We start from the raw sequence: 26,216 nt of genomic DNA, 5'->3' as shown, positions 1-26,216 counted from the left end.
GTACTGAAAAGAGAAATTCCGCCAGCGTTATGCGTATCGAACCCCGCCCCCTGCCCGCCACCCTGCCGTTTCTCGGTGACCTGCCGCCCCTGCTGACCCGCCTGTACGCCGCGCGGGGCGTCGCTTCCCAGGCCGAACTGGACAAGAGCCTGGCACGGCTGATTCCCTTCCAGCAGCTCAAGGGCATCGAGGCGGCGGTGGACCTGCTGGTGGTGGCGTTGGAGCAGCGCCAGCGGATCCTCATCGTCGGCGACTTCGATGCCGATGGCGCCACCGCCAGCACCGTCGGGGTGCTCGGCCTGCGCCTGCTGGGCGCGGCCCATGTCGACTATCTGGTGCCGAACCGCTTCGACTATGGCTATGGCCTGACCCCGGAAATCGTCGCTGTGGCCCTGCAACGCGAGCCGCAATTGCTGATTACCGTCGACAACGGCATCTCCAGCATCGATGGCGTGCAGGCGGCCAAGGCCGCGGGGCTGAGCGTGCTGGTCACCGACCACCACCTGCCGGGGAGCGAACTGCCGGCGGCCGATGCCATCGTCAACCCGAACCAGCCCGGCTGCGAGTTCCCGAGCAAGGCCCTGGCCGGGGTCGGGGTGATCTTCTACGTGCTGATGGCCCTGCGCGCGCGCCTGCGCAGCCTGGGCTGGTACGACAGCCGGCCGCAGCCGAACATCGGCGAACTGCTCGACCTGGTGGCCCTGGGCAGCGTCGCCGACGTGGTACCGCTGGACGCCAACAACCGCATCCTGGTGCATCAGGGCCTCGAGCGGATTCGTGCCGGCCGCGCCCGGCCGGGGCTCAAGGCGATCCTGCAGGTGGCCAAGCGCGACCCGGCGCGGCTGACCTCCACCGACCTGGGGTTCATCCTCGGCCCGCGCCTGAACGCGGCCGGGCGCCTGGACGACATGAGCCTGGGGATCGAGTGTCTGCTCTGTGAAGATCCGGCCCTGGCCCTGGAAATGGCGACGCAACTCGACGAGATGAACAAGGACCGCAAGTCCATCGAGCAGGGCATGCAGCGCGAGGCCCTGGCCCAGCTCAAGGAACTGCCGGAAGACTCGATGCCATTCGGCCTGTGCCTGTTCGACCCGGACTGGCACCAGGGGGTGATCGGCATTCTCGCCTCGCGGATGAAGGAGCGTTATCACCGCCCGACCATCGCTTTCGCCGATGCCGGTGATGGCATGCTCAAGGGCTCCGGTCGTTCGGTGGCGGGTTTTCATATCCGCGATGCGCTGAGCGTGGTGGCGGCGCAGCATCCGGAGCTGATGAGCAAGTACGGCGGTCACGCCATGGCCGCCGGCCTGAGCCTGCCGCAGGAGAATTTCCCGCTGTTCGCCGAGGCCTTCGATGCCGAGGTGCGTCGTCAACTCAGCGAGGATGACCTCACCGGACGCCTGCAGACCGACGGTACGCTGGCCCTGGAGGAATTCAACCTGGAACTGGCCCGGGCGCTGCGCAATGCCGGCCCGTGGGGCCAGCACTTCCCCGAGCCGCTGTTCCATGGCGTCTTCCAACTGGTGGAAAAACGCATCGTCGGCGAGCGGCATCTGAAGGTGGTGCTGAGAAGCGAATGCGGTTCGCTGAAGCTCGATGGCATCGCCTTCGGTATCGACCCTGAGGTCTGGGCCAATGCCCGGGTCGACTGGGTCGAACTGGCCTACAAGCTCGATCTCAACGAATTCCGCGGCAAGGAAAGCGTGCAGCTGATGATCGCCCATATCGAGCCGCGCTGAGATTTGCCGCGGCTGAACCCTCCGGTGTCCGTCATTGTCGACTAGGCTCTAAGCACTGTCTGAATGGTCTTGTGACGTTGTCTTCCTTTCTACCCGCCGGGGGGCGGTCATCTACTTCGTTCATGTCACTCGCCGACGTTCTCACAGAACCCTGGAGCCAGCCCACTTGATTTGAGAGGTGCCCCATGAGTCTGCTGCTTGAACCCTATACCCTTCGTCAACTGACCCTGGCGAACCGCATCGCGGTCTCGCCGATGTGCCAATACTCCAGCGTCGATGGCCTGGCCAACGACTGGCATCTGGTTCACCTCGGCAGCCGCGCGGTAGGCGGTGCCGGGCTGGTTTTCACCGAAGCCACGGCGGTGACCGCCGATGGCCGCATCACCGCCCAGGACCTGGGCCTGTGGAACGACGAACAGATCGAACCGTTGCAACGCATCACCCGCTTCATCGCCGCCCAGGGTTCTGTCGCCGGTATCCAGCTGGCCCATGCCGGACGCAAGGCCAGCACCCACCGGCCATGGCTGGGCAAGCATGGCAGCGTCAAGCCGGAAGAGGGCGGCTGGACACCGGTCGGACCGTCGCCGATCGCCTTCGACCCGCAGCACACTCAGCCCGTGCAACTCGATGAGGGGCAGATCGCCGAAGTGATCCAGGCGTTCGTCGCGGCGGCCCGGCGTGCCCTGGTCGCCGGTTTCAAGGTGGTCGAGGTGCATGCGGCCCATGGCTACCTGCTGCATCAGTTTCTTTCGCCACTGAGCAATCAGCGTCGTGACCAGTATGGCGGTTCGTTCGACAACCGCATCCGCCTGGTCCTGCAGGTAAGCGAGGCGGTGCGGGCGGTCTGGCCCGAGGAACTGCCGTTGTTCGTCCGCGTATCGGCCACCGACTGGGTGGAGGATGGCTGGAACCCGGATGAAACCGTGGAGCTGGCACGACGCCTGAAGGCGCTGGGTGTCGACCTGATCGACGTGTCCTCGGGAGGCACCGCCGCCAATGCCGAGATTCCCACCGGGCCCGGCTACCAGACCCGCTTCGCCGAGCGTGTACGCAAGGAATCCGGTATCGCCACCGGCACGGTCGGCCTGATCACCGAACCGGCCCAGGCCGAACACATCCTGCGGACCTGCCAGGCTGATATCATCCTATTGGCCCGCGAACTGCTGCGCGACCCCTACTGGCCGCTGCACGCCGACGACGACCTGGGCGGACGCAAGGCGGTCTGGCCGGCGCAGTACCAGCGTGCGACCCATCGCGACCAACCCATCCACGAATCGGATCTGCGTGAATAGAAAGGCCATAAGGTGTTGATTGAGCGAGACCTGCAGTTGAGCGACCTGGGCCAGTTGGCACTGATCGATCGCAAGGAACTGATCGAACAGTTCTACCGCGTCCAGGCCGGGAGCCTTGAACTGTACGATGAATACTGCGCCATGACCGGATGGCCGGAGGGCGAGGCGGAGCAGGATGCCGTGATCCTGCGCCGCTGCTTCGACCAGGGCGCCTGGTTCCACGGCGTGTTCGCCGGCCCGACGCTGGTGGCGGCGGCGGTGCTGGACGGCAAGCTCATCGGCAACGACGGGCGGCGCCTGCTGCAACTCAAGTTCCTGCACGTCAGCCACGACTATCGTGGCACCGGCCTGGCGACCCGGCTGTTCGCCAAGGCCGCCGCCCAGGCCCGCAGCCAGGGCGTCGATGGCCTGTATGTCTCGGCCACCCCTTCGCGCAATACCGTGGAGTTTTACCTGCGGCGTGGCTGCCGGCTGCTGGAGCGGCCCGATCCTGGCCTATACGCATTGGAACCCGACGATATCTACCTGTATTTCGACGTGCGTTGACGCCGCGCTCCACGTGGTGGTGCAAGCAATTTGCGTGATTTTCCTACTTCAAATTCCGAAAAGATCTTAGCCAAAGGCCGATACTTCCTACCCTTAGGCTAAGTCTGAGGCGCTCGGCCCAGGCGGTTCCTGTCCCGTCACAGAAGGAAGGCGTCCATGGCAAAGGAGCGGAGCATCTTCGGTTTCATGCTGTTTCTCTGGCGTTTCAGGGCACCGCCCGCGCCCCGGGTGCACCGGCTCAGCCCGCAGGAGCGGGAGCTGGTGGAACGTTATCGGACGCTTTCTGAATCAGACCGCGACGCGCTGTTCTGCCTGCTGAACCAGATGGGCAGCGTGTCGCGGTTCTGATCGCCGATGAATGATCGTACCCACGCTCGGCGTGGGCACGCAGCCGGTGACGCTCTGCGTCACAAGAGCGGACACCGGCTTCAGCCTATTTCCCCCACCGCCCGCCAGGCCTCGTCGATCGCCGCATGGGCATACGCACTCCACGCCGCATCGGAGTTGGCGATGCTCACCCGGCCGACCGGCTGGCGCGCCAGGTTCATCAGCTTTTCGCTTTCGGCGGCGTCGTCGAACAGGCTGTTGGAGAAGTAGGCGTAGCCGTGGGACCAGCGGTTGACGGTGATCGCCAGGATGTCGGTTTCATGGTTGAAACCACCGGGGCCGAGCATACGCTGCAACTGGTCGCGCAGTTGCGTTTCCAGTTGCTCGAAGGTCTGCCCGTAGAGCTTGCCGCGGCCGGCGCGGGCCTGGTCGCGGGCGTTCATGCCGCTGTTGGGGCTGGTGGGCACATAGACCATGTGCAGGCCGATCGGTTGGCTCGGGTCCCTCGGGTGCTCGTAGCCGCCCAGGCTCACCGGATAGTCGAGCTTGATCCGGCTGTAGGGCTGGGTGGCGGCGTAGATCTCGTGCACGCCGAGTTTCTGGAACGCCTGCCAGTTGCGGATCACCACCTTGGTGTAAACCAGCGGGAACTTCACGTTCTGGCTCAGGGCATGGGCCTGGGGCTGGGGCAGGTCGCGCAGCAGGTAGGGGATCATCATGTTGTAGCAGGCGAGGATGCAGTGCCTGCCACGTACCTGGCTCAACTGGCCGCCCCGGCTGTAGCCGACATTCACGCCCTTGCCGACGTTGCGCACGCTGACCACGGTGCTGTTCAGGCGCAGTTGGACCGGCGAGCGGGGCTGGTCGAGCCTGGTGTAGTCGAAGGACGCCAGGACGATGTCCTCCATGCCGTGGCCGGGGGCGACGGCCGGAATCAGGCTGCGCACCAGCAGGCGGGCGAGGGAGGCGTTGCCGTCCGGGAAGTGGTAGATGTACGGCTCTTCCATCTCCGCCTTGGCTTCCTCGCTGATGGGCTCCAGGTTCATGGCGCCGAAGCCGGGGAAACCGACGTTGTAGGCGTCGAGCGCCGCCACGGCGTCGATGCTCAGGGCCGAGAAGTCGTTGGTGCGGCTCTGGAAGTACTTCACCGCGGTTTCCGACAGGCCGACATCCTTGAGCAGGAAATCGCGGTAGCTGGTGGCGGCCAGGTGCGCGGCCTTCTCCTTGGCACTCTTGCCCCCCAGGTAGTCGCGGGGCGCCTGGTGCAGCTCGATCAGTGCCTGGCGGTCGGCGGGCGGCAGTGGGAAATCGTTGATGAACGCGTCGATGGGGCGGGCGTTCAACTGCTGCGGGGCGATGTCGTCGGCGACCATCGGTGTCGGGTCGCCGCTCACCAGTTTGTCCTCGCCGAAGTTCTCCCGGTCGAAGAACACCCCGCGTGACAGCCCCAGGCCCGGATAGAACGAACGGTCGAAGGCGGTTTCGAAACGCCTGATATCGACCCCGAGTTTTTTCAGCAGGCCGTTGACCTGCTGGCTGTACAGGTGGTTCGGCGACTGGAAGGCTTCGCTGCCGCCGTAGCCGAGGATCATGCGGCCGCCGGCGGAGAATTCGTTGCGCTTGGCGTGGCCGCCGAAGTCGTCGTGGTTGTCGAGGATCAGGATGCGCGCCTTCGGGTGTTTCTCCCGATAGAACCACGCCGCCGCCAGGCCGCTGAGGCCGCCGCCCACTACCACCAGGTCGTACTCGCCGGTCATTGGCAGGTGGTCGGTGTCGAAGACCTTCTTCTCCCAGCCCATCTGGTGGGCCACCTCGAACGCGCCGACATGGCTGCCGCGCAGGCCGGTCAGCGCCGGCGGGTAGTAGCGCCCCTCCGGTGCGGCCTGGAGCAGTTGCAGCGGGGTCATGCCGGCGGCGAGGGTGATGGCGACGCCATTGAGGAAGTCGCGGCGGGTGATGTCCATGTTGAATCCTTGTCTTGTTGTTGTCATGGCCCGGGCAGCGGTCGCCTGCCCGGGCAGTTGCCGTTACCGGCTGATTTTCCAGGCGTCGCCTGCCGGCGCGGTGCCGCGGTCATGGGGCTTGCCCAGCCACAGGTAGAGCAGGCCGAGGCCGATGACGATCGCGGTGGTCAGGACCATGGCGTAGTTGGTGTACCAGGGCGCATCCGGGGTCCGCGGCCAGGCCATGTTGACGATGGCACTGACACCATAGAGCAGGGCGCCGATGTTCACTGGCATGCCCCAGGCCCCCAGGTTGAACTGGCCACTGGGTTTCCAGCCGCGCGCCCGGGCGAACAGGGCGGCGAGCACGATCATCTGGAAGGCCAGGTAGATGCCGATGGCGGCGAAGCTGACGATGGTCGCCACCGCATCCTGCAGGAAGAAGCCCAGGGCGATGATCAGTGCCGGCAGCACGCCGGAGACGAACAGCGCCGGGACCGGCACCTGGGTGGTCGGCGAGAGGCGCTTGAGCAACGGGCTGCCGATCACCATCTCGTCGCGGGCGTAGGCGTATAACAGGCGGCTGGCGGCGGCCTGCAGGCTGATCACACAGGAGATGAACGAGATCATCACCACGCCCATCACCACTTTCGATCCGACGCTGCCGAAGGCGTTGTCGAGGATGGTCGTTACCGGGTCCTTGTCGGTGCCGTTGATCACCGCCTGCATGTCCGGTACGGCGAGGATCAGCGCCAGGCAGGCGAACATCGCCGCGACACCGCCGATGTAGATGGTCATGCGCATGGCCACCGGAATGCGTTTGCTCGGGTTCGGGGTTTCCTCGGCCACGTCGCCGCAGGCTTCGAAGCCGTAATAGAGGAACATGCCGGCCAGGGACGCGGTGAGGAACGCCGGCAGGTAGGAGCCATCGACGCGGATGTCGAAGGTGTTGAACAGCACGCTCAGGGGCTGGTGGCGTTCGAAGACCAGCAGGTAGACGCCGACGACCACCGCGCCGACCAGTTCGCAGAGAAAGCCGAACAGGGCGATGCGCGCCAGGGTCTTGGTGCCGCTGAGGTTGATCAGGGTGGCGAACAGCGTCAGCACCAGGGCGATGACGATGTTGGTGTTGTTGCTCGGCTCGAAACCGAGCATGGCCGCCAGGTACGGGCCGGCACCGACGGCGACGGCGGCGATGGTTACGCACAGGGCGATGGAGTAGATCCAGCCGACCATCCACGCCCAGCGCTTGCCGACCAGGCGCCGGGCCCACGGATAGACGCCGCCGGAGATCGGGAACTGCGAGACCACCTCGCCGAAGATCAGGCACACCAGCAGTTGTCCGCAGCCCACCAGCAGGTAGGCCCAGAACATCGGCGGGCCACCGGCGGCCAGGCACAGGCCGAACAGGGTGTAGACGCCGACCACCGGCGACAGGTAGGTGAAGCCCAGGGCGAAGTTTTCCCACAGGCTCATGCTGCGATTGAAGTTCGAGGTGTAGCCCAGTTGCCTCAGTTGCTCGGCATCGCTGTCGGCGCTGGCGCCGAGATGGGGTTGTGCACTCATGGCGGTATCGCTCCGGAAAAACGGCAAATTCTGGCCGTCCGAAACCGTGGCCGGGCCATGGGGCCCGTCCCGGTTCGATGTTGTCGTGTCGGTTCTGGTTTTCGGGTGGAGCATCCATGGGACCGCTGGGCGGTCCGGCGCCGACAGGCCGGCAGGAAAGCGGCCTGTCGGCGAATCCTTCAGTGCTTGAACATCACATGGCGTACGGTGGTGTAGTCCTCCAGGCCGTACATCGACATATCCTTGCCGTAGCCGGACAGTTTCTGCCCGCCATGGGGCATTTCGCTGACCAGCATGAAGTGGGTGTTGACCCAGGTACAGCCGTACTGCAGGCGTGCCGACAGGCGATGGGCGCGGCCGACATCGGCGGTCCATACCGATGACGCCAGGCCGTAGTCCGAATCGTTGGCCCATTGCAGCACCTGCGCCTCGTCGGTGAAGCGGGTCACCGAGACCACCGGGCCGAACACCTCGCGGCGCACGATCTCGTCGTCCTGCTGGGCGTCCGCCAGCACGGTCGGTTCGAAGAAGAAGCCATTGCCTTCCACCGCCTTGCCACCGGTCACCAGGCGGATGTGCGGCTGGGCGATCGCGCGCTCGACGAAACCGGCGACGCGGTCGCGGTGCTGGGCGGTGATCAGCGGGCCGAGTTCGGTCGACGGATCGTCCTGCAGGCCGTACTGGATGGTGCTCACGGCCGCGCCGAGCTTCTCGACGAACTTCTCGTAGATGCCGGCCTGGGCATACACCCGGCAGGCGGCGGTGCAGTCCTGCCCGGCGTTGTAGAAGCCGAAGGTGCGGATGCCCTCGACGGCGGCATCGATATCGGCGTCATCGAAAATGATCACCGGTGCCTTGCCACCCAGTTCCATGTGCATGCGCTTGACGCTGTCGGCGGTGCTGGAAATGATGTTCGAACCGGTGGCGATCGAGCCGGTCAGCGATACCATGCGCACTTTCGAATGGGTCACCAGCGGGCTGCCGACGCTCGGGCCGCGGCCGAATACCAGGTTCAGCACGCCCGCCGGAAAAATCCCGGCGGCCAGTTCGGCCAGGCGCAGGGCGGTCAGCGGGGTCTGCTCCGACGGCTTGAGCACCACGGTATTGCCGGCGGCCAGGGCCGGGGCGATTTTCCAGGCGACCATCATCAGCGGGTAGTTCCACGGCGCGATGGAGGCGATCACGCCCACCGGGTCGCGACGGATCATCGAGGTGTGACCCGGCAGGTATTCACCGGCGGCCGAACCGTTCAGGCAGCGGCTGGCGCCGGCGAAGAAGCGGAACACATCGGCAATCGCCGGGATCTCGTCGTTGAGCGCCGCGCTCAGTGGCTTGCCGCAGTTGTCCGACTCCAGCTTCGCCAGTTCCGCGCCGTGGGCCTCGATGGCGTCGGCAAGCTTGAGCAGCAGCAGCGAGCGGTCTTTCGGCGCGGTTTGCGACCAGCTGTCGAAGGCGGCATCGGCGGCGCGTACGGCGGCATCCACCTGGGCCTCGCTGGCCTCCTGGATCTCCGCCAGCACACGGCCCAGGGCCGGGTTGAACACGGGTTGGGCCGGGCCTTCGCCGGTGACGAGTTTGCCGTTGATCAGCAGTTTGGTTTGCATATCGATGTCCTCATGACGCATTCACAGGTTCCGATAAACACCGTGTTGTTGACGCGGGTTCCCTGTAGGAGCGGGGCTTGCCCGCGAAGCTTTTAGCGATCTTGCGGATGCATTCGCGGGCAAGCCCTGCTCCTACAGGTTGGGTGTTCATCCTGGTAAAGGGGTTATTTGCCGCTGCCGGCCACGCTTTCACCACCACGGGTCAGGTAGTAGGCGCCGAGGATCGGCAGCATGGTGACCAGCATCACCAGCATCGCCACCACGTTGGTGACCGGTACGTCCCGCGGCCTGCTCAACTGGTTGAGCAGCCAGATCGGCAGGGTGCGTTCGTGCCCGGCGGTGAAGGTGGTGACGATGATCTCGTCGAACGACAGGGCGAAGGCCAGCATGCCGCCGGCCAACAGCGCCGAGCCGAGGTTGGGCAGGATGATGTAGCGGAAGGTCTGCCAGCCGTCGGCACCGAGATCCATCGACGCCTCGATCAGGCTGTGGGAGGTGCGCCGCAGCCGGGCGATGACGTTGTTGTAGACGATCACCACGCAGAAGGTCGCGTGACCGACGACGATGGTGAACATCCCCGGCTCGATCCCCAGCGACTTGAAGGTCGCCAGCAGGGCGATGCCGGTGATGATCCCCGGCAGGGCGATCGGCAGGATCAGCATCAGCGAGATACCCTGCTTGCCGAAGAACTCGCGGCGATACAGGGCTGCCGAGGCCAGAGTGCCGAGGACCATGGCGATCAGCGTGGCGATCGCCGCAACCTGCAGCGACAGCTTGATCGCCTCCAGCACGTCCGGCCGCGAGAAGGCCACGCTGAACCACTTCAGGGTCAAGCCCTGGGGCGGGAAGCTGAACGCCGCGTCCTCGGTGTTGAAGGCGTACAGGAAGATGATCAGGATCGGGAAGTGCAGGAACACCAGCCCGCCCCAGGCCGCGAGGCGCAGGCCCAGGGAAGCCCGCTCCCCGTGCTTTTCTGACTTAGAGTGCATCGAAGGCCCCCAGGCGTTTGACGATGGACAGGTAGACGGCGATCAGCACGATCGGCACCAGGGTGAAGGCGGCCGCCATGGGCATGTTGCCGATGGCCCCCTGCTGGGCGTAGACCATGCTGCCGACGAAGTAGCCGGGCGGGCCCACCAGTTGCGGCACGATGAAGTCGCCCAGGGTCAGCGAGAAGGTGAAGATCGAGCCGGCGGCGATGCCGGGAATCGACAGCGGCAGGATCACCTGCATGAAGGTCTGGCGCGGCTTCGCCCCGAGGTCGGCGGAAGCCTGCAGCAGCGATGGCGGCAGGCGTTCCAGCGAGGCCTGGATCGGCAGGATCATGAACGGCAGCCAGATGTAGACGAACACCAGGAACCGGCCCAGGTGCGAGGTCGACAGGGTGCTGCCGCCCACCCCGGGAATGCCCAGCACGAACTGCAGCAGCGGCTCCAGGCCCAGGTGCTGGACGAACCACTGGGCGACGCCGCCCTTGGCCAGCAGCAGGGTCCAGGCGTAGGCCTTGACGATGTAGCTGGCCCACATCGGCATCATCACCGCGATGTAGAAGAACGCCTTGGTCTTGCCGCTGGTGTAGCGCGCCATGTAGTAGGCGATCGGGAAGGCGACGATGCCGGCGGCGATCGACACCACCACCGCCATGCACAGGGTGCGCACGATGATGTCGAAGTTCGCCGGATTGAACAGCGCGGCGAAGTTCGCCAGGGTCAGGTCCGGGGTCACCGCCATGGTGAAGTCGTCGAAGGTGTAGAAGCCCTGCCAGAGCAGGGTCAACAGCGAGCCGAGGTAGATCGCGCCGAACCAGATCAGCGGCGGCACCAGCAACAGGGCCAGGTAGACGTTGGGGCGGCGGTAGAGCAGGTTGGAAAACCTGCGCAGGGGGGACGGACCGGCCGTCGTCGGGTTCAGGGTCAGGCTGCTCATGTCACACCTCGCTCGCCAGCTGGATCATGGCTTCGCGCGCCCAGCGGGCGGTGATGCGCTGGCCGGTCTGGTGACGGGCACTGGTGTCCAGCCACTGGGTGTTGGGCTGGCTGATATTGAGGCTCTGGCCGTTGTCCAGTTTCAGTTCGAAGCGCGTGGCGCTGCCCTGGTACTGGATGTCGTGGAGCACGCCGCTGACCTCGACCTCGTTGCCCTGGGCCGGCCCTTCGGCGAAACGCACGTGCTCGGGACGGATCGAGAAGGGCAGGTCGCTGCCACCCAACTGCCGCGCCAGCTCGCCCCGGATCACGTTGGAGGTGCCGACGAACTCGGCGACGAAGGCGGTGGCCGGTTTCATGTAGAGGTTGCGCGGGCTGTCGACCTGCTCGATGCGACCCTTGTTGAACACCGCCACGCGGTCGGACATCGACAGCGCCTCGGTCTGGTCGTGGGTGACGAAGATGAAGGTGATGCCCAGTTGGCGCTGCAGTTTTTTCAATTCGCTCTGCATCTGTTCGCGCAGCTTGAGGTCCAGTGCGCCGAGGGGCTCGTCGAGCAGCAGCACCCGTGGGCGATTGACCAGGGCCCGGGCCAGGGCCACGCGCTGGCGCTGGCCGCCGGACAGTTGCACCGGCTTGCGCTCGCCGTAGCCGCCCAGGGCGACCATGGCCAGGGCCTCTTCGGCGCGCGCCAGGCGTTCACTCTTGCCGACGCCCTTGACCTTGAGGCCGTAGGCGACGTTGTCGCGCACGTTCATGTGGGGGAACAGCGCGTAGTCCTGGAACACGGTGTTCACGTCGCGCTGGTACGGCGGCAGCCCGGCGGCTTCCTCGCCGTGGATGCGGATCGAACCGGCGCTGGGTTGTTCGAAGCCGGCGATCAGGCGCAGGCAGGTGGTTTTGCCCGAGCCGGAGGGGCCGAGCATGGAGAAGAACTCGCCGTCCTGGATATCGATGGAAACCCGGTCAACGGCCTTCACTTCGCCAAATTGACGGGAAACGTGGGTGAACTGGACTGCAAGCGTCATGATGCGGTGCTCCAAGAAGGCACGGGACGCCGCAGCGGCCCGGCCTGGACTTCTGAAAAAGCTCAATCGAATACGAATGCGACAGGAGAGTCTGGCCCCGTCCCTTGTAGGCGCAGGGCTTGCCCGCGAATGGGCCCTCAAGAACGCTAAAAGCTTCGCGGGCAAGCCCGGCTCCTACAGGAGCGCGGGGCACTTGGGGCTGGTCGGTCAGCGGCCGCCCATGATCGCGATGTAGTCCTGGGTCCAGCGGCTGTACGGCACGAACTTGCCGCCCTCGGCCTGCGGGGTCTTCCAGAAGGCGATCTTGTCGAAGGTCTCGAAACCGTTGGTCTTGCAGCCTTCGGCGCCGAGCAGTTCGCTTTCCTTGCACGCCGCGGGCACGGCCGGCAGGGAGCCGAACCAGGCGGCCACGTCACCCTGGACCTTCGGTTGCAGCGACCAGTTCATCCACTTGTAGGCGCAGTTGGGGTGCTTGGCCTCGGCGTGCAGCATGGTGGTATCGGCCCAGCCGGTCACGCCCTCCTTCGGAATGGTCGAGGCCACTGGCTGCTTGTCGGCCTGCAGGCCGTTGACCATGTAGCCCCAGGAGCTGGAAGCGGCGACGCCCTCGTTCTTGAAGTCACTCATCTGCACGGTCGCGTCGTGCCAGTAGCGGTGAATCAGTGGCTGCTGGGCGCGCAGCAGGTCGAGCACGGCCTTGTACTGGGCTTCTGTCAGTTCGTAGGGGTTCTGGATGCCCAGCTCCGGCTTGGCCGACTTGAGGTACAGCGCCGCATCGGCGATGTAGATCGGGCCGTCATAGGCCTGCACGCGCCCCTTGTTCGGCTTGCCGTCCGGCAGGTTCTGCGCTTCGAAGACCACGCCCCAGCTGGTCGGGGCCTGCTTGAACACGTTGGTGTTGTACATCAGCACGTTCGGGCCCCACTGGTAGGGAGTGCCGTAGGTCTGCTTGTTGACCACGTACCACGGGGCATCCTTCAGGCGCGGGTCGAGGTTCTTCCAGTTCGGGATCAGTTCCGGGTTGATCGGCTGCACGCGCTTGCCGACGATCAGGCGCAGCGAGGCATCGCCCGAGGCGGTGACCAGGTCGTAGCCGCCCTTGGCCATCAGGCTGACCATTTCGTCGGAGGTGGCGGCGGTCTTCACACTGACCTTGCAGCCGGTTTCCTTCTCGAAGCCGGTGACCCAGTCGTAGGCTTTGTCGCTTTCGCCCCGTTCGATGTAGCCCGGCCAGGCGACGATATCGAGTTGCCCTTCACCGGCGCCGACGGCTTTCAGGGGTTCGGCGGCCTGGAGGCTGGCGCTGGCCAGCAGGGCGGTGGTCAGTGCACTGAGCAGTGCGGTCTTGTGCGCGAACATCGGTTTTCCCTCTTCTTTAATTATGGTCGGGGCAGTCGAACGAATGATGCATGCCGCTGGCGGCTTGTTATTAAAGTCGTGCGTATTACAGAGTCTGGCCGTGACGCGCCATGATGTGGCGCACCACGCTGTAGTCCTGCAACGAATCGCTGGACAGGTCCTTGCCGTAGCCGGAGCGCTTGAGGCCGCCGTGGGGCATCTCGCTGACCAGCAGGAAGTGGCTGTTGATCCAGGTGCAGCCGTATTGCAGGCGCGAGGCGACCTGCAGCGCCTTGTCCAGGTTCTGGGTCCATACCGATGACGCCAGGGCGTATTCCGAATCGTTGGCCCAGTCCACCGCCTGGCTCAGTTCATCGAAGCGGGTCACCGTGACCACCGGGCCGAAGACTTCGCGCTGGACGATCTCGTCACTCTGCCGGCAGCCGGCCAGCAGCGTCGGCTGATAGTAGAAGCCGGGGCCGGAATGCACCGCCGCACCGGTCACCCGTTCGATATGCGGCTGGCCGAGGGCGCGTTCGACGAAGCTGGCGACGCGGTCGCGCTGGCGGGTGCTGATCAGCGGGCCGATCTCGTTGTCGGTATCGCGTTTGCCGGCAAAGCGCAGGCTGGCCACCGCCGCGCCGAGTTCGGCCACCAGGCGGTCGTGAATCCCGGCCTGGGCGTAGATCCGGCAGGCGGCGGTGCAATCCTGGCCGGCGTTGTAGTAGCCGTAGCTGCGCACGCCCTCGACCACCGCCTGGAGGTCGGCATCATTGCAGACGATCACCGGCGCCTTGCCGCCGAGTTCCAGGTGGGTGCGTTTCACGCTTTTCGCCGCGGCCTGGAGGATTTTCTGCCCGGTGACGATATCGCCGGTCAGCGACACCATGCGCACCTTCGGGTGGCTGACCAGGTGGCTGCCGACGCCTTCGCCGCCGCCGCAGACGATGTTGATCACGCCGGCCGGCAGCAGCTCGGCCAGGGTCGGGGCCAGGGCCAGGATCGACAGCGGCGTGTGCTCGGACGGCTTGAACACCAGGGTATTGCCGGCGGCCAGTGCCGGGGCGATCTTCCACGCGGCCATCATGATCGGGTAGTTCCACGGCGCGATGGAGGCGACCACGCCGATCGGGTCGCGGCGAACCATGCTGGTATAGCCCGGCAGGTATTCGCCGGACAGTTGCCCGGTCTGGCAGCGCACCGCGCCGGCGAAGAAACGGAACACGTCGACGGTCGCGCTGAGGTCGTCCTGGCGCGCCAGGTGCAGCGGCTTGCCGCAGTTCAGCGATTCGAGGCGGGCCAGCAGCTCGGCGTTTTTCTCCACCGCGTCGGCGATCGCCAGGAGGATGTTCGAGCGTTGCTGCGGGGTGGTCCGCGACCAGCCGGCGAACGCCCGGTGGGCGGCGAGGATCGCGCTTTCGACCTGTTCGCTGCTGGCTTCGGCGATCTGCGTGATGACCTCGCCCGTGGCCGGGTTGAGGATCGGTTCGACGAAACCTTGGCCTGCGACGAGCTCACCATCGATCAGCAATGAGGTGAACAGCGGGGTCGGGTGCGCGCCAGCCATTTTGCGAGTTCTCTTTTCTTTTGTGGCCATGGAGCTTCCCTTGCAGCTGGAGTCCGGCCTTTCTCTATATGGATGGAAAGAGACTAGTGGCCGAACGAGAGGTCGACAAATACTAAATATTGAAAGCGGCGTTCGATTAAATCGATGGCTTGCGTCCACCATGGGGTTGTTCGCGAGCCACGGTGAGGAACGGGTCGACCAGCGTCGGCCTGGCCGTGCCACGGCGCCAGGCCAGGCCGACGTCGAGGGTGTGGCTCAGGTCGGCGATCGGCCGGGCCTCGATGATGTCGCCTTCCAGGGACCAGGGCCGGTAGGTCATGTCCGGCTGGATCGACAGGCCGAGCCCGGCCGCCACCAGGCTGCGCACCGCTTCGGTGGAGGCCGTGCGCAGACTGATCCGCGGCTGCAGGCCGGCACCCCGCCACATGCGCTGGGCGTTGCGGTCCATTTCGTCGACGTTGAGCTGGATCAGCGGCTCGCGGGCCACGTCGGCGAGGTTGATGCTGTCGTGCTCCAGCAACGGATGCTGGGCCGGCAGCCACAGGCGATGCGGCGAGTGGGTCAGGACTTCGGTCTGCAGGGCGTGGCGGTCTTCGAGGTTGGAGAGGATCAGCACGCCGACATCGATCTCGCCACTGACCAGCAGATGCTCGATGTACGGCCGCTCGTCCTCGGTCACGCGGATCTCCACGTTGGGATAGGCGCGCTGGAAGCGGGTGAGCAGGTCGGCCAGGTAGTAGCCGGCCACCAGGCTGGTCACGCCGACCGTCAATTGCCCGCTGACCTGGTCGGTGCTCTGTTGCAGGCTGCGCTTGGCGTTGTCGACGGTAGCCAGGATCAGGTGCGCCTGGCGCAGGAACTGGTGGCCCTGGTGGGTCAGGGTCATGCCCTTGGCGTGGCGGTTGAACAGGCTGACGCCGATTTCCTGTTCCAGTTGCTGGATCGCCAGGGTCAGGGTCGACTGCGAAATGAACACGGCCTGGGCGGCGGCCGAGATCGAGCCGGTTTCGGCCACGGCGATGAAGTGGCGGATCTGACGCAGGGTCATCATGGGGGCGTTACCCTTGCCGGTTTTTCGGTGAGTTGTTTTTATGGAGATGGGCCAGTGTATATCTTTTTAATCGAATGCCTGATCACCCAGTCAGGATTTGCGCAAAAGGACGTGCAACATCTGGAAGCACACTGATCAACCGCTGTCTGAAAGCTCGTTTTACCCTGTGGGTCTATTCGTCGTTTGCGGAGCGTGTCGATGAACACTCGCGGATTGCTCGATCAGTTGCTCAAGTCCGGTCAGGAACTGTTGCAGAACCAGGGGCGAGGCAAGCCGGACGGCGCCTCGGACAAGGGCGCGCTGGGCAGCCTGCTCGGCAGTGGCAAAGGCGGTTCGGCGGGGCTGGGCAGCCTGCTTTCCGGGGCGGGTGGTGGCGCATTGGCGGCTGGGGCCATGGGCCTGCTGCTGGGCAGCAAGAAGGCCCGCAAGGTCGGTGGCACGGTCCTGACCTACGGCGGGCTGGCAGCGCTGGGCGTCCTGGCCTACAAGGCCTATGGCAACTGGCAGGCCCAGCAGGCCAATGCATCGCCGGCAGAGCCGCAGACCCTCGATCGCCTGCCGGCGGTGCAGGTCGAGCAGCACAGCCAGGCCATTCTCCAGGCGCTGGTGGCGGCGGCCAAGGCCGATGGGCATGTCGATGCCCGTGAGCGGGAACTGATCGAAGGTGAGTTCGTCAAGCTGGGCAGCGACCGGGAGTTGCAGCAATGGCTGCATGCCGAACTGAACAAGCCGCTGGACCCGGCGCAGGTCGCCCGGGCGGCGAGCACGCCGGAGATGGCCGCGGAAATGTACATCGCCAGTGTGCTGATGGTGGACGAAGAGAACTTCATGGAGAAGGCCTACCTGGACGAACTGGCGCGCCAGTTGCGGCTGGATCCGGGGCTACGCCAGGAACTGGAACGGCAGGTCCGCCAGGCCGTCCCGGCGTGATCGCAGGCGTCACTGGAGGCCGGGCAGCGGTTCCTCGGCCTGATGGAAGCAGGCCTGCCCCTTGCCCGCATGCTTGGCCCGGTAAAGGGCCTTGTCCGCCAGCCCCAGGACGTCGCTGAGGTCCGGGTCATCGAGCGGCCAGACTGCGCCGCCGATGCTGCAACCGATTTGCGCCGCCACCTGGTGCAGCATGATGGAGTGCGCGAGGCTGGCGAGCACCCGATTGGCGATCGCCCTGGCCTGGTTCAGGGCATCGTTGCGCGGCACCTGCAGCACCATCAGGAATTCATCGCCGCCGAGTCGGGCGACCATGTCGCCCTCGCGCAGGCAGGTGCGCAGCCGCCTGGCCACCTCCCTCAGCAGTTCATCGCCGCCGGCATGGCCGAACTGGTCGTTGATCGGCTTGAATCCATCCAGGTCCAGATACAGCAGTGCCAGGCAATTGTTCTGCGACTGGCTGCGCTGCTGCGCCCGTGGCAGGTATTTCTCCAGCGCCGCCCGGTTGGGCAGGCCGGTCAGTGCATCATGGTGCGCCAGGCTTTCCATGACCCCGAGGGCCGTCTGGTGATTGCTCAGGCTGTCCACCAGGTGACGGATCGACTGGCTCAACTGGGCGATTTCCCGCGTGCCCTTGAGCTCGGGAATCTCCATCGTCTCACCGATGCTCAGGCGATCGGCGGCATTGGCGATGGCTTTCAGCGGCCGGGTGAACCAGGTGGCCAGCAACCAGCCGATCAGGGCGACGATCGCCGCCAGGGCAACGCCCCAGACCAGGATATCGCGCTGCAGCTCCTTGGCCGGGGCGTACGCCTCGTCGAGGGTCTGGCGGGTGACCACGGTCCAGCCCAGGCCGGCATAGGCTTCATGGCCGATACTGGACGCCAGGCCGGTCAGGTACTCCTGGCCATCCGGCCAGCGCTGGACCGCCCAGCGCGGTGGCTTGTTCGAGCCGTCGAGCAGCGGCAGGCGCAACGGCCGGCCGATGTCATCGCGGGGGCCGAGCAGTATCCGCTGATCGGCGGCGACGACAAAGAACTCGATCTTGCGCCGTGCCTGTAATGGCCCCTTCAACGACTGGCGCAGGTTTTCGGCCCAGTTCCAGGACAGGTGCGCGGCCAGTACCCCGACCTTTTCCCGGGCTTCGCCGCTGGCACCGTTGAACACCGGCAGGCTGATGTCGACGAACTTCAGGGGTTCGCCGCTGGGGTTGGGCAAGAGCCTGGAGAGCAGCACGGCCTCGTGGACATCGCCGATGAACACCCCCTCGAGGCCTCGGCGGAACACCGGGCGCTGGCTGATGCTGGTGCCTTGCAGGATGCCCCCGGTCGAGGCCCGCACCCGACCCGCGGTGTCGGTCAGGCCGAGCCAGGCGATGTCGGGGAATTCGCCCTGCAACTGATCGAGCAACTGGCGGATCTCTCCCAGGTCGGAAGCCTGCTGCAAGACCTTCAGGTGGCTGATCACACTCAACAGATGCAGGCGGTTGGCCATGGCCCGGTCCAGGCGGTCGGACATCTGGTAGGCGGCTTCCGCCAGGTCCTGGCCGATTTCACCGCGCATCCGCACACTGGAATCGTGCCCGATGAGCGAACCCAGCAACCAGCTCAGCAGGCTCACCAACAGGGCGATGGCAAGTGCAAGGCGGCTACGCAGGCTGGGCAGTACGGGCATCAAGCAGTTCTCATGATCGATACGGCCAATTGACGGAACTCATGAACGGCAACACTGCGCTTTCAACCACACAGGAGGTATTTTGTAGGGATGTCGGCAAGTTGCCGGTAAGGATGAGAAATCTCCTGTAAGTTATATTCCCTACATTTGTAGTCCCAGTTATAGCTTGTGCATAAATGATGGCACACGCTCGGCTATACTGCCCTCCATTTGAATGCTTTCCGAGGACTGATTGTGAAGAACTGGACTCTGCGCCAACGAATACTCGCGAGTTTTGCCGTCATCATCGCGATCATGTTGTTGATGGTCGTTGCCGCTTATTCCCGGTTGCTGTCGATCGAGTCCAGTGAGGAGAGTGTGCGCAGCGATGCCATCCCCGGCGTCTACTACAGCACCATGATTCGCAGCTCCTGGGTCGAGAGCTACGTGCTCACCCAGCAATTGCTCGGTTTCAACGGCGACGGGGTGATCAGCGCCGCCGACCAGGAGCAGTACAAGGCCTTTACCAGTCGCCTGCTCGAACAGATGGAGAATTACCAGAGGACCATCTTCGACGGCGACGACCGGGCGCGTTTCGAACTCTTCAAGCGCGAGCACGAGAACTACACCAAGGCCCTGGCCAATGTGCTCGACCTCTACCAGCGCAAGCAGAACGATGAGGCGATCCGTCAGTTCAAGCTGCAACTGACCCCGGCCTGGATGAACGGGCGCAAGGAACTCAACGACATCATCGTGCAGAACAAGGACGTTGCCGACCGGGCCACCGATGCCATCAGTTCCTCGGTGTCGTCCGCGAAGATCAGTATGGTCATTTCCCTGTTGCTCGCGGTGTTCGCCGCAGGCCTGTGCGGCTGGTTGCTGATGCGCGCGATCACCTCGCCGATGCAGCGTATCGTCGAGATTCTCGAGATCATGCGTACCGGCGACATGAGCAAGCGCCTGAACCTGGAGCGCAAGGACGAGTTCGGCTCGGTGGAGACCGGTTTCAACGACATGATGACCGAGCTGACGGCCCTGGTGTCCCAGGCACAGCGCTCGGCGGTGCAGGTGACCACTTCGGTCACCGAGATTGCCGCCACTTCCAAGCAGCAGCAGGCCACTGCCACCGAGACGGCCGCCACCACCACTGAAATCGGTGCGACCTCGCGGGAAATTGCGGCGACCTCCCGTGATCTGGTGCGCACCATGACCGAGGTGTCGTCCGCCGCCGACCAGGCCTCGGTGCTCGCCGGTTCCGGCCAGCAGGGCCTGGCCCGGATGGAGGACACCATGCATTCGGTGATGGGGGCCGCCGAGCTGGTGAACTCCAAGCTGGCGATCCTCAACGAGAAGGCCGGCAACATCAACCAGGTGGTGGTGACCATCGTCAAGGTCGCCGACCAGACCAACCTGCTCTCGCTCAACGCCGCCATCGAGGCGGAGAAGGCCGGGGAGTACGGCCGCGGTTTCGCCGTGGTCGCCACCGAGGTGCGTCGCCTGGCCGACCAGACCGCCGTGGCCACCTACGACATCGAACAGATGGTGCGCGAGATCCAGTCGGCGGTGTCCGCCGGGGTCATGGGCATGGACAAGTTCTCCGAGGAGGTGCGCCGCGGCATGTTCGAAGTGCAGCAGGTCGGCGAGCAGCTTTCGCAGATCATTCACCAGGTACAGGCCCTGGCGCCGCGGGTGCTGATGGTCAACGAGGGCATGCAGGCGCAGGCCACCGGCGCCGAGCAGATCAACCTCGCGCTGGTGCAGTTGGGTGATGCCAGCAGCCAGACCGTCGAGTCCCTGCGCCAGGCCAGTTTTGCCATCGACGAGCTGAGCCAGGTCGCAGTCGGCCTGCGCAGCGGCGTCTCGCGTTTCAAAGTCTGATGAGCGAACTGCTGGCCAAGCGCGTCGCCAGCGCGCAGTCCTGGGACAGCCTGTTCCTGGTCTTTCGCATCGGCAGCGAGCGTTATGCCCTGCAAGCCGTGGAGATCGCAGAGGTGCTGCCGCGCCTGCAGCTCAAGGCCATCGCCCATGCGCCGGACTGGGTCGCGGGCGTGTTCGCCCATCGTGGCTCGATGGTGCCGGTGATCGACGTCAGTGCCATGACCTTCGGCCAGCCCGCCGTGGCCCGCACCAGCACGCGCCTGGTGCTGGTGCATTACCGGCCTGAGCCGGATGCCGCCAGTGCTCTGCTCGGGCTGATTCTCGAACAGGCCACCGATACCCTGCGTTGCAACCCGAACGACTTCCAGCCCTACGGCCTGGACAACCGCCAGGCGCCTTACCTGGGACCGGTACGGGAGGACGGGCAGGGGCTGGTGCAACGTATCCGCGTCAACGAACTGCTCAGGCCAGAGGTGCATGCCCTGCTGTTTCCCGAATCCGCCGAGGGCCTGTGATGAGCACCGACCAGCGATTCTTCGATTTTCTCAAGGAGCGGATCGGCCTGGACGTTGCTTCGGTCGGACCGCTGATCATTCAGCGTGCCGTACGCCAGCGCTGCACCCAGTTGCAGATGGACACGCCCGAGCAGTACTGGGCCCGGCTGCAAGGCTGCGCCGACGAACAGCAGGCGCTGATCGAGGCGGTGATCGTCCCGGAAACCTGGTTTTTCCGCTATCCCGAATCCTTCGCGACGCTGGCCCGCCTGGCCACCGAGCGCCAGGAGCAACTGCGTGGCATGCGCGCGCTGAAGATCCTCAGCCTGCCGTGTTCCACCGGCGAGGAGCCCTATTCGATCGCCATGGCACTGCTCGATGCCGGGCTGGCACCCCACCAGTTCAAGGTCGACGGGATCGACGTCAGCCCGGCGTCGATCGAGCGCGCCAGGCGCGCCATTTATGGCAGGAACTCGTTTCGCGGCGAGGACATCGGCTTTCGCGAGCGGCATTTCACCGCGCTCGAGGAGGGCTACCAGGTCAGTGAGCGGGTTCGCGAGCAGGTCCGGCTGCGCGCGGGCAACCTGCTGGAACCCGGGCTGCTGGCCGGCGAGGTCTATGACTTCGTGTTCTGCCGCAACCTGCTGATCTATTTCGACCTGCCGACCCAGCAGCAGGTCTTCGAGATTCTCAAGCGCCTGACCCATGTCGACGGCGTGCTGTTCATCGGCCCGGCCGAGGGCAACCTGCTGGGGCGGCTGGGCATGCGCTCCATCGGCGTACCGCAGTCGTTCGCGTTTCGTCGCCATTTGCCGACCGAAGCGGAACCGGTGTTGGCTTTTGTGGCACCGGTCATGCCGCCACCGCTGCCCGTCCGTACCCCACCCAAAAACGTTGTGCCCCCGCGGCTGCCCCCGCGTCCGGCGCTGGCTGGCGTACCGCCGCCGGCCCCCCCCGCGAGGCCGCCTGCGCTGGCGGGCGACGCCGCGAGCCTGCTGGCGCGGATTGCCGAGCTGGCCAACGAGGGGCGCAGCGACGAGGCCCGCCAGGCCTGCGACAGTTTTCTGCGGCAACACGAGCCGGTGCCCCAGGTGTTCTACTGGCAGGGCTTGCTGAGCGAGGTGGCAGGTAATGCGCAACAGGCCCAGGGCTTCTACCGCAAGGCGCTGTACCTCGACCCGCAACACCCTGAGACCCTGGCGCAACTGGCCGCGCTGCTGGCCGCCCAGGGCGACGCGGCCGGAGCCCGACGATTGCAGGACCGCGCCGCCCGCAGCGGGCGGGCCGCTGACAGTGAGCGTAAACGATGAGCGGTTTGACAGCCTTGAACCTTACCCATGAAGACGCCGAGGCCATCGACGATTGCTGGAACCGTATCGGTATTCACGGCGACAAGTCCTGCCCGCTGTTGGCGGACCATATCCATTGTCGCAACTGCGCGGTGTATTCCGCCGCCGCCACCCGTCTGCTGGACCGCTATGCCCTGAGGCAGGAAAGCCGCGAGCAGGTTGCGGTGCAGGAGGGCGAGGCGGTTGCCACCCGCTCCCTGCTGATGTTCCGTCTCGGCGAGGAGTGGCTGGGCCTGGCCACCCGCTGCCTGGTGGAGATCGCGCCGTTGTGTTCGATTCATTCGCTGCCGCACCAGCGCTCGCGGGCGCTGCTGGGCGTCGCCAATGTGCGGGGGGCGCTGGTGGCCTGCCTGTCGTTGGTGGAACTGCTGGGGCTGGACGCGACGGTCACGGCCGCACCGGCTGGCCGGGTCATGCCGCGCATGCTGATCATTGCCGCCCAGGGCGGCCCGGTGGTGGTACCGGTGGATGAAGTGGACGGGATCCACGCCATCGACCAGCGCCTGCTCGATGGCGCCTGCGCTGCCGGCCCCCAGGCCAGCTCCAAATATACCCGGGGCGTATTGCCGTTCAGGGGCCGCAGTCTGCGCTGGCTGGATGAAGAGCAATTGCTGTCGGCCGTGGCCCGGAGCCTGACATGACCCCAGATCAAATGCGCGACTCGTCGTTGCTCGAGCTGTTCAGCCTGGAGGCCGAGGCCCAGACCCAGGTGCTCAGCGCCGGCCTGCTGGCGCTGGAGCGCAACCCGACCCAGGCCGATCAGCTCGAAGCCTGCATGCGTGCCGCCCACTCTCTCAAGGGCGCGGCGCGGATTGTCGGCGTCGATGCCGGAGTGAGCGTGGCCCATGTGATGGAGGACTGCCTGGTCAGCGCCCAGGAGGGGCGGCTGTATCTGCTGCCCGAACACATCGATGCCTTGCTGCAGGGCACCGACATGCTCATGCGTATCGCCACGCCGGGCAGCGCCAACGTCGGGCCGGTCGACGTCGAGGCCTACCTGCTGCTGATGAAGACGCTGCTCGATCCCTCGGCCCCGGGCGCCCGGGTCGCGCCTGCCGTGGCGCCGACAGTGCCTACAGCGCCGGCGGTCGCCGAGCCGGTGGTGGTTGCCGAGCCCGAGCCGTTGCCTGCTCCCGCCCCGGTCGAGGCGGAACCCGTCGCGCAGCCGAACAGGCGCGCCGTCACCGAGGGTGGCGAGCGGGTGTTGCGGGTCACGGCCGAGCGGCTGAACAGCCTGCTCGACCTGTCGAGCAAGTCCCTGGTCGAAACCCAGCGGCTCAAGCCCTACCTGGCCAGCCTGCAGCGCCTGCGGCGCATGCAGGGCAACAGCCAGCGGGCGCTGGACAGTCTCGGCGATCAGTTGAAGGGCGTCGGCCTGGGCCTGGAGGCCGAGCAAGCGCTGGCGGACGCCCGGCGCCAGTTGGCCGAGGCGCAGCAGATGCTGATCACCCAGATTGCCGAACTCGACGAATTCGGCTGGCAGGCCGGCCAGCGGGCCCAGGTGCTCTATGACACGGCCCTGGCCTGCCGCATGCGGCCCTTTGCCGATGTCCTGGGCGGGCAGGCGCGGATGGTCCGCGATCTCGGCCGCAGCCTGGGCAAGCAGGTGCGACTGGAGATCGAAGGGGAGAAGACCCAGGTCGATCGCGATGTCCTGGAAAAACTCGAGGCACCGCTGACCCACCTGCTGCGCAATGCCGTCGACCACGGTATCGAGAGCCCGGAGCAGCGTGTGCTGGCCGGCAAGCCCGCCGAGGGCCTGATTCGCCTGCGTGCCTCGCACCAGGCCGGCCTGCTGGTGCTGCAACTGCAGGACGACGGCGGTGGCGTCGACCTCGAACGGCTGCGCCGCAGTATCGTCGAGCGCAAGTTGTCGCCTGCCGAAACCGCCGCGCAGCTCAGCGAGGAGGAGTTGCTGACCTTCCTGTTCCTGCCCGGCTTCAGCCTGCGCGACAAGGTCACCGAGGTCTCCGGGCGTGGTGTCGGGCTGGACGCCGTGCAGCACATGGTTCGGCAACTGCACGGTGCGGTGGTGCTGGAGCAGGCGACCGGGCAGGGCAGCCGCTTCCATCTGGAAGTGCCACTGACCCTGTCGGTGGTGCGCAGCCTGGTGGTCGAGGTGGGCGGTGAGGCCTATGCCTTCCCGCTGGCGCATATCGAGCGGATGCTCGACCTGCCGACCGAAGAGATCGTGCAACTGGAGGGGCGCCAGCATTTCTGGCACGAAGGCCGCCATGCCGGCCTGGTTGCGGCCAGTCAGTTGCTGCAGCGGCCGGCCAGCGAGCATGTCGGCGATACCCTCAAGGTCGTGGTGATCCGCGAGCGTGATACGGTCTACGGGCTGGCGGTCGAACGTTTCATCGGCGAGCGCACCCTGGTGGTGCTGCCGCTCGATCCACGCCTGGGCAAGGTCCAGGACATTTCCGCCGGGGCCTTGCTCGATGATGGCTCGGTGGCGCTGATCGTCGATGTCGAGGACATGCTGCGTTCGGTGGACAAGCTGCTCAACACCGGTCGGCTGGAACGTATCGACCGGCGCAATCGCCAGTCCAGCGAAGTGGCGCGCAAGCGCATCCTGGTGGTCGACGATTCCTTGACCGTGCGCGAACTGCAACGCAAGCTGCTGATCAACCGCGGTTACGAGGTGGCGGTGGCGGTGGATGGCATGGACGGCTGGAACGTCCTGCGCGCGGAGGATTTCGACCTGCTGATCACCGACATCGACATGCCGCGCATGGACGGCATCGAACTGGTCACGCTGTTGCGTCGCGACAGCCGCCTGCAGTCGTTGCCGGTGATGGTGGTGTCCTACAAGGACCGCGAAGAGGACCGTCGACGTGGACTGGACGCCGGAGCCGACTATTATCTGGCCAAGGCCAGTTTCCATGACGACGCCTTGCTCGATGCGGTGGTGGAACTGATAGGAGGCGCCCAGGGATGAGGATCGCGATCGTCAACGACATGCCCATGGCCGTCGAGGCCTTGCGCCGTGCCCTGGCGTTCGAGCCGGCACACCAGGTGATCTGGGTGGCGAACAATGGTGCCGATGCGGTGAGGCTGTGCGCCGAGGACACTCCTGACCTGATCCTGATGGACCTGATCATGCCGGTGATGGATGGCGTGGAGGCCACGCGCCGGATCATGGCCGAGTCGCCCTGCGCGATCGTCATCGTCACCGTCGACCGCCAGCAGAATGTGCACCGGGTGTTCGAAGCCATGGGCCATGGGGCGCTCGATGTGGTCGATACGCCGGCCATTGGCGGCGCCAACCCGCGGGACGCCGCGGCGCCGCTGCTGCGCAAGATCCTCAATATCAGTTGGCTGATCGGCCAGCGCGGCAGTCGGGTGCGCAGCGTCCCGACTCCCGGTGAGAATGGTGGGGACCGGCAGAAACTGGTGGCCATCGGCTCCTCGGCTGGCGGCCCGGCTGCCCTGGAAAACCTGCTCAAGGGCCTGCCGAGCGATTTCCCCGCGGCGATCGTGCTGGTACAGCATGTCGACCAGGTATTCGCCGCCGGCATGGCCGAATGGCTGGGCAGTGCCTGCGGGTTGCCGGTCAGGCTGGCTCGCGATGGCGAGCCGCCGCAGAACGGTACGGTGCTGCTGGCCGGCACCAACCATCATATCCGCTTGTTGCAGAACGGTACGCTGGCCTATACCGCCGAACCGGTAAACGAGATTTATCGCCCGTCCATCGATGTGTTCTTTGAAAGCGTTGCCAATTACTGGAAGGGTGACGCGGTGGGCGTGCTGCTCACCGGCATGGGCCGCGATGGTGCCCAGGGCTTGAAGTTGATGCGTGAGCGAGGCTACCTGACGATCGCCCAGGATCAGGAAAGCAGCGCGGTGTACGGCATGCCCAAGGCGGCAGCCGCTATCGACGCCGCGGTGGAAATTCGCTCGCTGAACAGGATCGCGCCACGTTTGCTGGAGATATTTCCAACATGAGCCCTACAGGCAATCAGCACTCATGGCTTGCATGCAGTAAA

21 protein-coding genes are annotated in these 26,216 nt (G+C 65.6%); 11 read left to right on the top strand and 10 right to left on the bottom strand.

The features are described from left to right. The first annotated feature begins 29 nt into the window (after nt 1-29). The 4 genes from recJ (at nt 30) to PF66_RS03120 (ending at nt 3,925) form a co-directional block, all read left to right on the top strand. Nucleotides 30-1,739, top strand: coding sequence for a single-stranded-DNA-specific exonuclease RecJ (gene recJ, locus PF66_RS03135; RefSeq protein WP_054061869.1), 1,710 nt, complete (start codon nt 30-32; stop codon nt 1,737-1,739). A 185-nt stretch (nt 1,740-1,924) separates the two neighbouring features. After that, a complete protein-coding gene (locus PF66_RS03130; protein WP_054061868.1) occupies nt 1,925-3,031 on the top strand; it encodes an NADH:flavin oxidoreductase/NADH oxidase in 1,107 nt (368 codons plus the stop codon). A 12-nt stretch (nt 3,032-3,043) separates the two neighbouring features. After that, nucleotides 3,044-3,577: a GNAT family N-acetyltransferase gene (locus PF66_RS03125; protein WP_054061867.1), complete on the top strand. Its 534-nt coding sequence runs from the start codon at nt 3,044-3,046 to the stop codon at nt 3,575-3,577. A gap of 156 nt (nt 3,578-3,733) precedes the next feature. Continuing rightward, complete coding sequence (locus PF66_RS03120; protein ID WP_054061866.1) at nt 3,734-3,925, top strand: hypothetical protein; 192 nt, start codon at nt 3,734-3,736, stop codon at nt 3,923-3,925. A gap of 80 nt (nt 3,926-4,005) precedes the next feature. Here the strand turns inward: PF66_RS03120 and PF66_RS03115 are convergent, their stop codons facing one another. The 9 genes from PF66_RS03115 to PF66_RS03070 all read right to left on the bottom strand — a co-directional run bounded on the left by PF66_RS03115 (nt 4,006) and on the right by PF66_RS03070 (nt 15,926). Next, nucleotides 4,006-5,868, bottom strand: a complete 1,863-nt coding sequence (locus PF66_RS03115) for an NAD(P)/FAD-dependent oxidoreductase (RefSeq protein WP_054061865.1) — start codon at nt 5,866-5,868, stop codon at nt 4,006-4,008. 63 nt (nt 5,869-5,931) lie between these two features. Then, on the bottom strand, nt 5,932-7,413 hold the full coding sequence (locus tag PF66_RS03110) for an APC family permease (protein ID WP_054061864.1): 1,482 nt from the start codon (nt 7,411-7,413) through the stop codon (nt 5,932-5,934). 179 nt (nt 7,414-7,592) lie between these two features. Continuing rightward, nucleotides 7,593-9,017, bottom strand: coding sequence for a gamma-aminobutyraldehyde dehydrogenase (locus tag PF66_RS03105; protein WP_054061863.1), 1,425 nt, complete (start codon nt 9,015-9,017; stop codon nt 7,593-7,595). 164 nt (nt 9,018-9,181) lie between these two features. After that, the gene (locus PF66_RS03100) at nt 9,182-10,006 is read right to left on the bottom strand and encodes an ABC transporter permease (protein WP_054059762.1); all 825 of its coding nucleotides are present in this window, start codon (nt 10,004-10,006) and stop codon (nt 9,182-9,184) included. Further along, nucleotides 9,996-10,943 carry an ABC transporter permease gene (locus tag PF66_RS03095; protein ID WP_054059763.1) on the bottom strand — a complete coding sequence of 316 codons (948 nt, stop codon included), beginning with the start codon at nt 10,941-10,943 and terminating at the stop codon, nt 9,996-9,998. The genes PF66_RS03100 and PF66_RS03095 overlap by 11 nt, the downstream gene beginning before the upstream one ends. A gap of 1 nt (nt 10,944) precedes the next feature. Next, the gene (locus tag PF66_RS03090) at nt 10,945-11,970 is read right to left on the bottom strand and encodes an ABC transporter ATP-binding protein (RefSeq protein WP_054061862.1); all 1,026 of its coding nucleotides are present in this window, start codon (nt 11,968-11,970) and stop codon (nt 10,945-10,947) included. Nucleotides 11,971-12,177: 207 nt separating this feature from the next. Then, nucleotides 12,178-13,329: a putative ABC transporter substrate-binding protein YdcS gene (gene ydcS / locus PF66_RS03080; protein WP_054060604.1), complete on the bottom strand. Its 1,152-nt coding sequence runs from the start codon at nt 13,327-13,329 to the stop codon at nt 12,178-12,180. Between the two features lie 85 nt (nt 13,330-13,414). Beyond that, on the bottom strand, nt 13,415-14,905 hold the full coding sequence (locus tag PF66_RS03075) for a gamma-aminobutyraldehyde dehydrogenase (RefSeq protein ID WP_081006079.1): 1,491 nt from the start codon (nt 14,903-14,905) through the stop codon (nt 13,415-13,417). A 106-nt stretch (nt 14,906-15,011) separates the two neighbouring features. Further along, nucleotides 15,012-15,926, bottom strand: coding sequence for a LysR family transcriptional regulator (locus PF66_RS03070; RefSeq protein WP_054061860.1), 915 nt, complete (start codon nt 15,924-15,926; stop codon nt 15,012-15,014). A gap of 198 nt (nt 15,927-16,124) precedes the next feature. Here PF66_RS03070 and PF66_RS03065 point away from each other — a divergent pair, with 198 nt between their 5' ends. Then, nucleotides 16,125-16,856, top strand: coding sequence for a tellurite resistance TerB family protein (locus PF66_RS03065; protein WP_054061090.1), 732 nt, complete (start codon nt 16,125-16,127; stop codon nt 16,854-16,856). A 9-nt stretch (nt 16,857-16,865) separates the two neighbouring features. Here PF66_RS03065 and PF66_RS03060 read toward each other — a convergent pair whose 3' ends face one another. Next, nucleotides 16,866-18,527, bottom strand: coding sequence for a diguanylate cyclase domain-containing protein (locus PF66_RS03060; protein ID WP_054061859.1), 1,662 nt, complete (start codon nt 18,525-18,527; stop codon nt 16,866-16,868). A gap of 234 nt (nt 18,528-18,761) precedes the next feature. Between PF66_RS03060 and PF66_RS03055 the strand changes: the two genes are divergently transcribed. The 6 genes from PF66_RS03055 to PF66_RS03030 are packed head-to-tail and all read left to right on the top strand — an operon-like array spanning nt 18,762 to nt 26,175. Next, on the top strand, nt 18,762-20,384 hold the full coding sequence (locus PF66_RS03055; protein WP_054061088.1) for a methyl-accepting chemotaxis protein: 1,623 nt from the start codon (nt 18,762-18,764) through the stop codon (nt 20,382-20,384). Next, a complete protein-coding gene (locus PF66_RS03050; RefSeq protein WP_054061858.1) occupies nt 20,384-20,899 on the top strand; it encodes a chemotaxis protein CheW in 516 nt (171 codons plus the stop codon). The genes PF66_RS03055 and PF66_RS03050 overlap by 1 nt, the downstream gene beginning before the upstream one ends. Beyond that, on the top strand, nt 20,899-22,188 hold the full coding sequence (locus PF66_RS03045; protein WP_054061857.1) for a CheR family methyltransferase: 1,290 nt from the start codon (nt 20,899-20,901) through the stop codon (nt 22,186-22,188). The genes PF66_RS03050 and PF66_RS03045 overlap by 1 nt, the downstream gene beginning before the upstream one ends. Next, nucleotides 22,185-22,868, top strand: a complete 684-nt coding sequence (locus tag PF66_RS03040) for a chemotaxis protein CheW (RefSeq protein ID WP_054061856.1) — start codon at nt 22,185-22,187, stop codon at nt 22,866-22,868. Before PF66_RS03045 ends, PF66_RS03040 begins: the two co-directional genes overlap by 4 nt. After that, nucleotides 22,865-25,168: a hybrid sensor histidine kinase/response regulator gene (locus PF66_RS03035; protein WP_054061855.1), complete on the top strand. Its 2,304-nt coding sequence runs from the start codon at nt 22,865-22,867 to the stop codon at nt 25,166-25,168. The genes PF66_RS03040 and PF66_RS03035 overlap by 4 nt, the downstream gene beginning before the upstream one ends. Then, a complete protein-coding gene (locus PF66_RS03030) occupies nt 25,165-26,175 on the top strand; it encodes a chemotaxis response regulator protein-glutamate methylesterase (RefSeq protein ID WP_054058693.1) in 1,011 nt (336 codons plus the stop codon). The genes PF66_RS03035 and PF66_RS03030 overlap by 4 nt, the downstream gene beginning before the upstream one ends. The last annotated feature ends 41 nt before the right edge of the window (nt 26,176-26,216 follow it).

The organism is Pseudomonas asplenii (genome assembly GCF_001293465.1).
GTDB lineage: Bacteria > Pseudomonadota > Gammaproteobacteria > Pseudomonadales > Pseudomonadaceae > Aquipseudomonas > Aquipseudomonas fuscovaginae_B.
Note: the sequence above shows the minus strand (reverse complement) of the source record. Positions and strands in the feature narration are given on the sequence as shown.

Coding starts and splice junctions, on each gene's coding strand:
- PF66_RS03095 (WP_054059763.1), bottom strand. CDS start 10,943: ATGAGCAGCCTGACCCTGAACCCGACGACGGCCGGTCCGTCCCCCCTG.
- ydcS (WP_054060604.1), bottom strand. CDS start 13,329: ATGTTCGCGCACAAGACCGCACTGCTCAGTGCACTGACCACCGCCCTG.
- recJ (WP_054061869.1), top strand. CDS start 30: ATGCGTATCGAACCCCGCCCCCTGCCCGCCACCCTGCCGTTTCTCGGT.
- PF66_RS03035 (WP_054061855.1), top strand. CDS start 22,865: ATGACCCCAGATCAAATGCGCGACTCGTCGTTGCTCGAGCTGTTCAGC.
- PF66_RS03090 (WP_054061862.1), bottom strand. CDS start 11,970: ATGACGCTTGCAGTCCAGTTCACCCACGTTTCCCGTCAATTTGGCGAA.
- PF66_RS03060 (WP_054061859.1), bottom strand. CDS start 18,527: ATGCCCGTACTGCCCAGCCTGCGTAGCCGCCTTGCACTTGCCATCGCC.
- PF66_RS03070 (WP_054061860.1), bottom strand. CDS start 15,926: ATGATGACCCTGCGTCAGATCCGCCACTTCATCGCCGTGGCCGAAACC.
- PF66_RS03030 (WP_054058693.1), top strand. CDS start 25,165: ATGAGGATCGCGATCGTCAACGACATGCCCATGGCCGTCGAGGCCTTG.
- PF66_RS03105 (WP_054061863.1), bottom strand. CDS start 9,017: ATGCAAACCAAACTGCTGATCAACGGCAAACTCGTCACCGGCGAAGGC.
- PF66_RS03100 (WP_054059762.1), bottom strand. CDS start 10,006: ATGCACTCTAAGTCAGAAAAGCACGGGGAGCGGGCTTCCCTGGGCCTG.
- PF66_RS03130 (WP_054061868.1), top strand. CDS start 1,925: ATGAGTCTGCTGCTTGAACCCTATACCCTTCGTCAACTGACCCTGGCG.
- PF66_RS03120 (WP_054061866.1), top strand. CDS start 3,734: ATGGCAAAGGAGCGGAGCATCTTCGGTTTCATGCTGTTTCTCTGGCGT.
- PF66_RS03065 (WP_054061090.1), top strand. CDS start 16,125: ATGAACACTCGCGGATTGCTCGATCAGTTGCTCAAGTCCGGTCAGGAA.
- PF66_RS03045 (WP_054061857.1), top strand. CDS start 20,899: ATGAGCACCGACCAGCGATTCTTCGATTTTCTCAAGGAGCGGATCGGC.
- PF66_RS03110 (WP_054061864.1), bottom strand. CDS start 7,413: ATGAGTGCACAACCCCATCTCGGCGCCAGCGCCGACAGCGATGCCGAG.
- PF66_RS03050 (WP_054061858.1), top strand. CDS start 20,384: ATGAGCGAACTGCTGGCCAAGCGCGTCGCCAGCGCGCAGTCCTGGGAC.
- PF66_RS03075 (WP_081006079.1), bottom strand. CDS start 14,905: ATGGCCACAAAAGAAAAGAGAACTCGCAAAATGGCTGGCGCGCACCCG.
- PF66_RS03115 (WP_054061865.1), bottom strand. CDS start 5,868: ATGGACATCACCCGCCGCGACTTCCTCAATGGCGTCGCCATCACCCTC.
- PF66_RS03040 (WP_054061856.1), top strand. CDS start 22,185: ATGAGCGGTTTGACAGCCTTGAACCTTACCCATGAAGACGCCGAGGCC.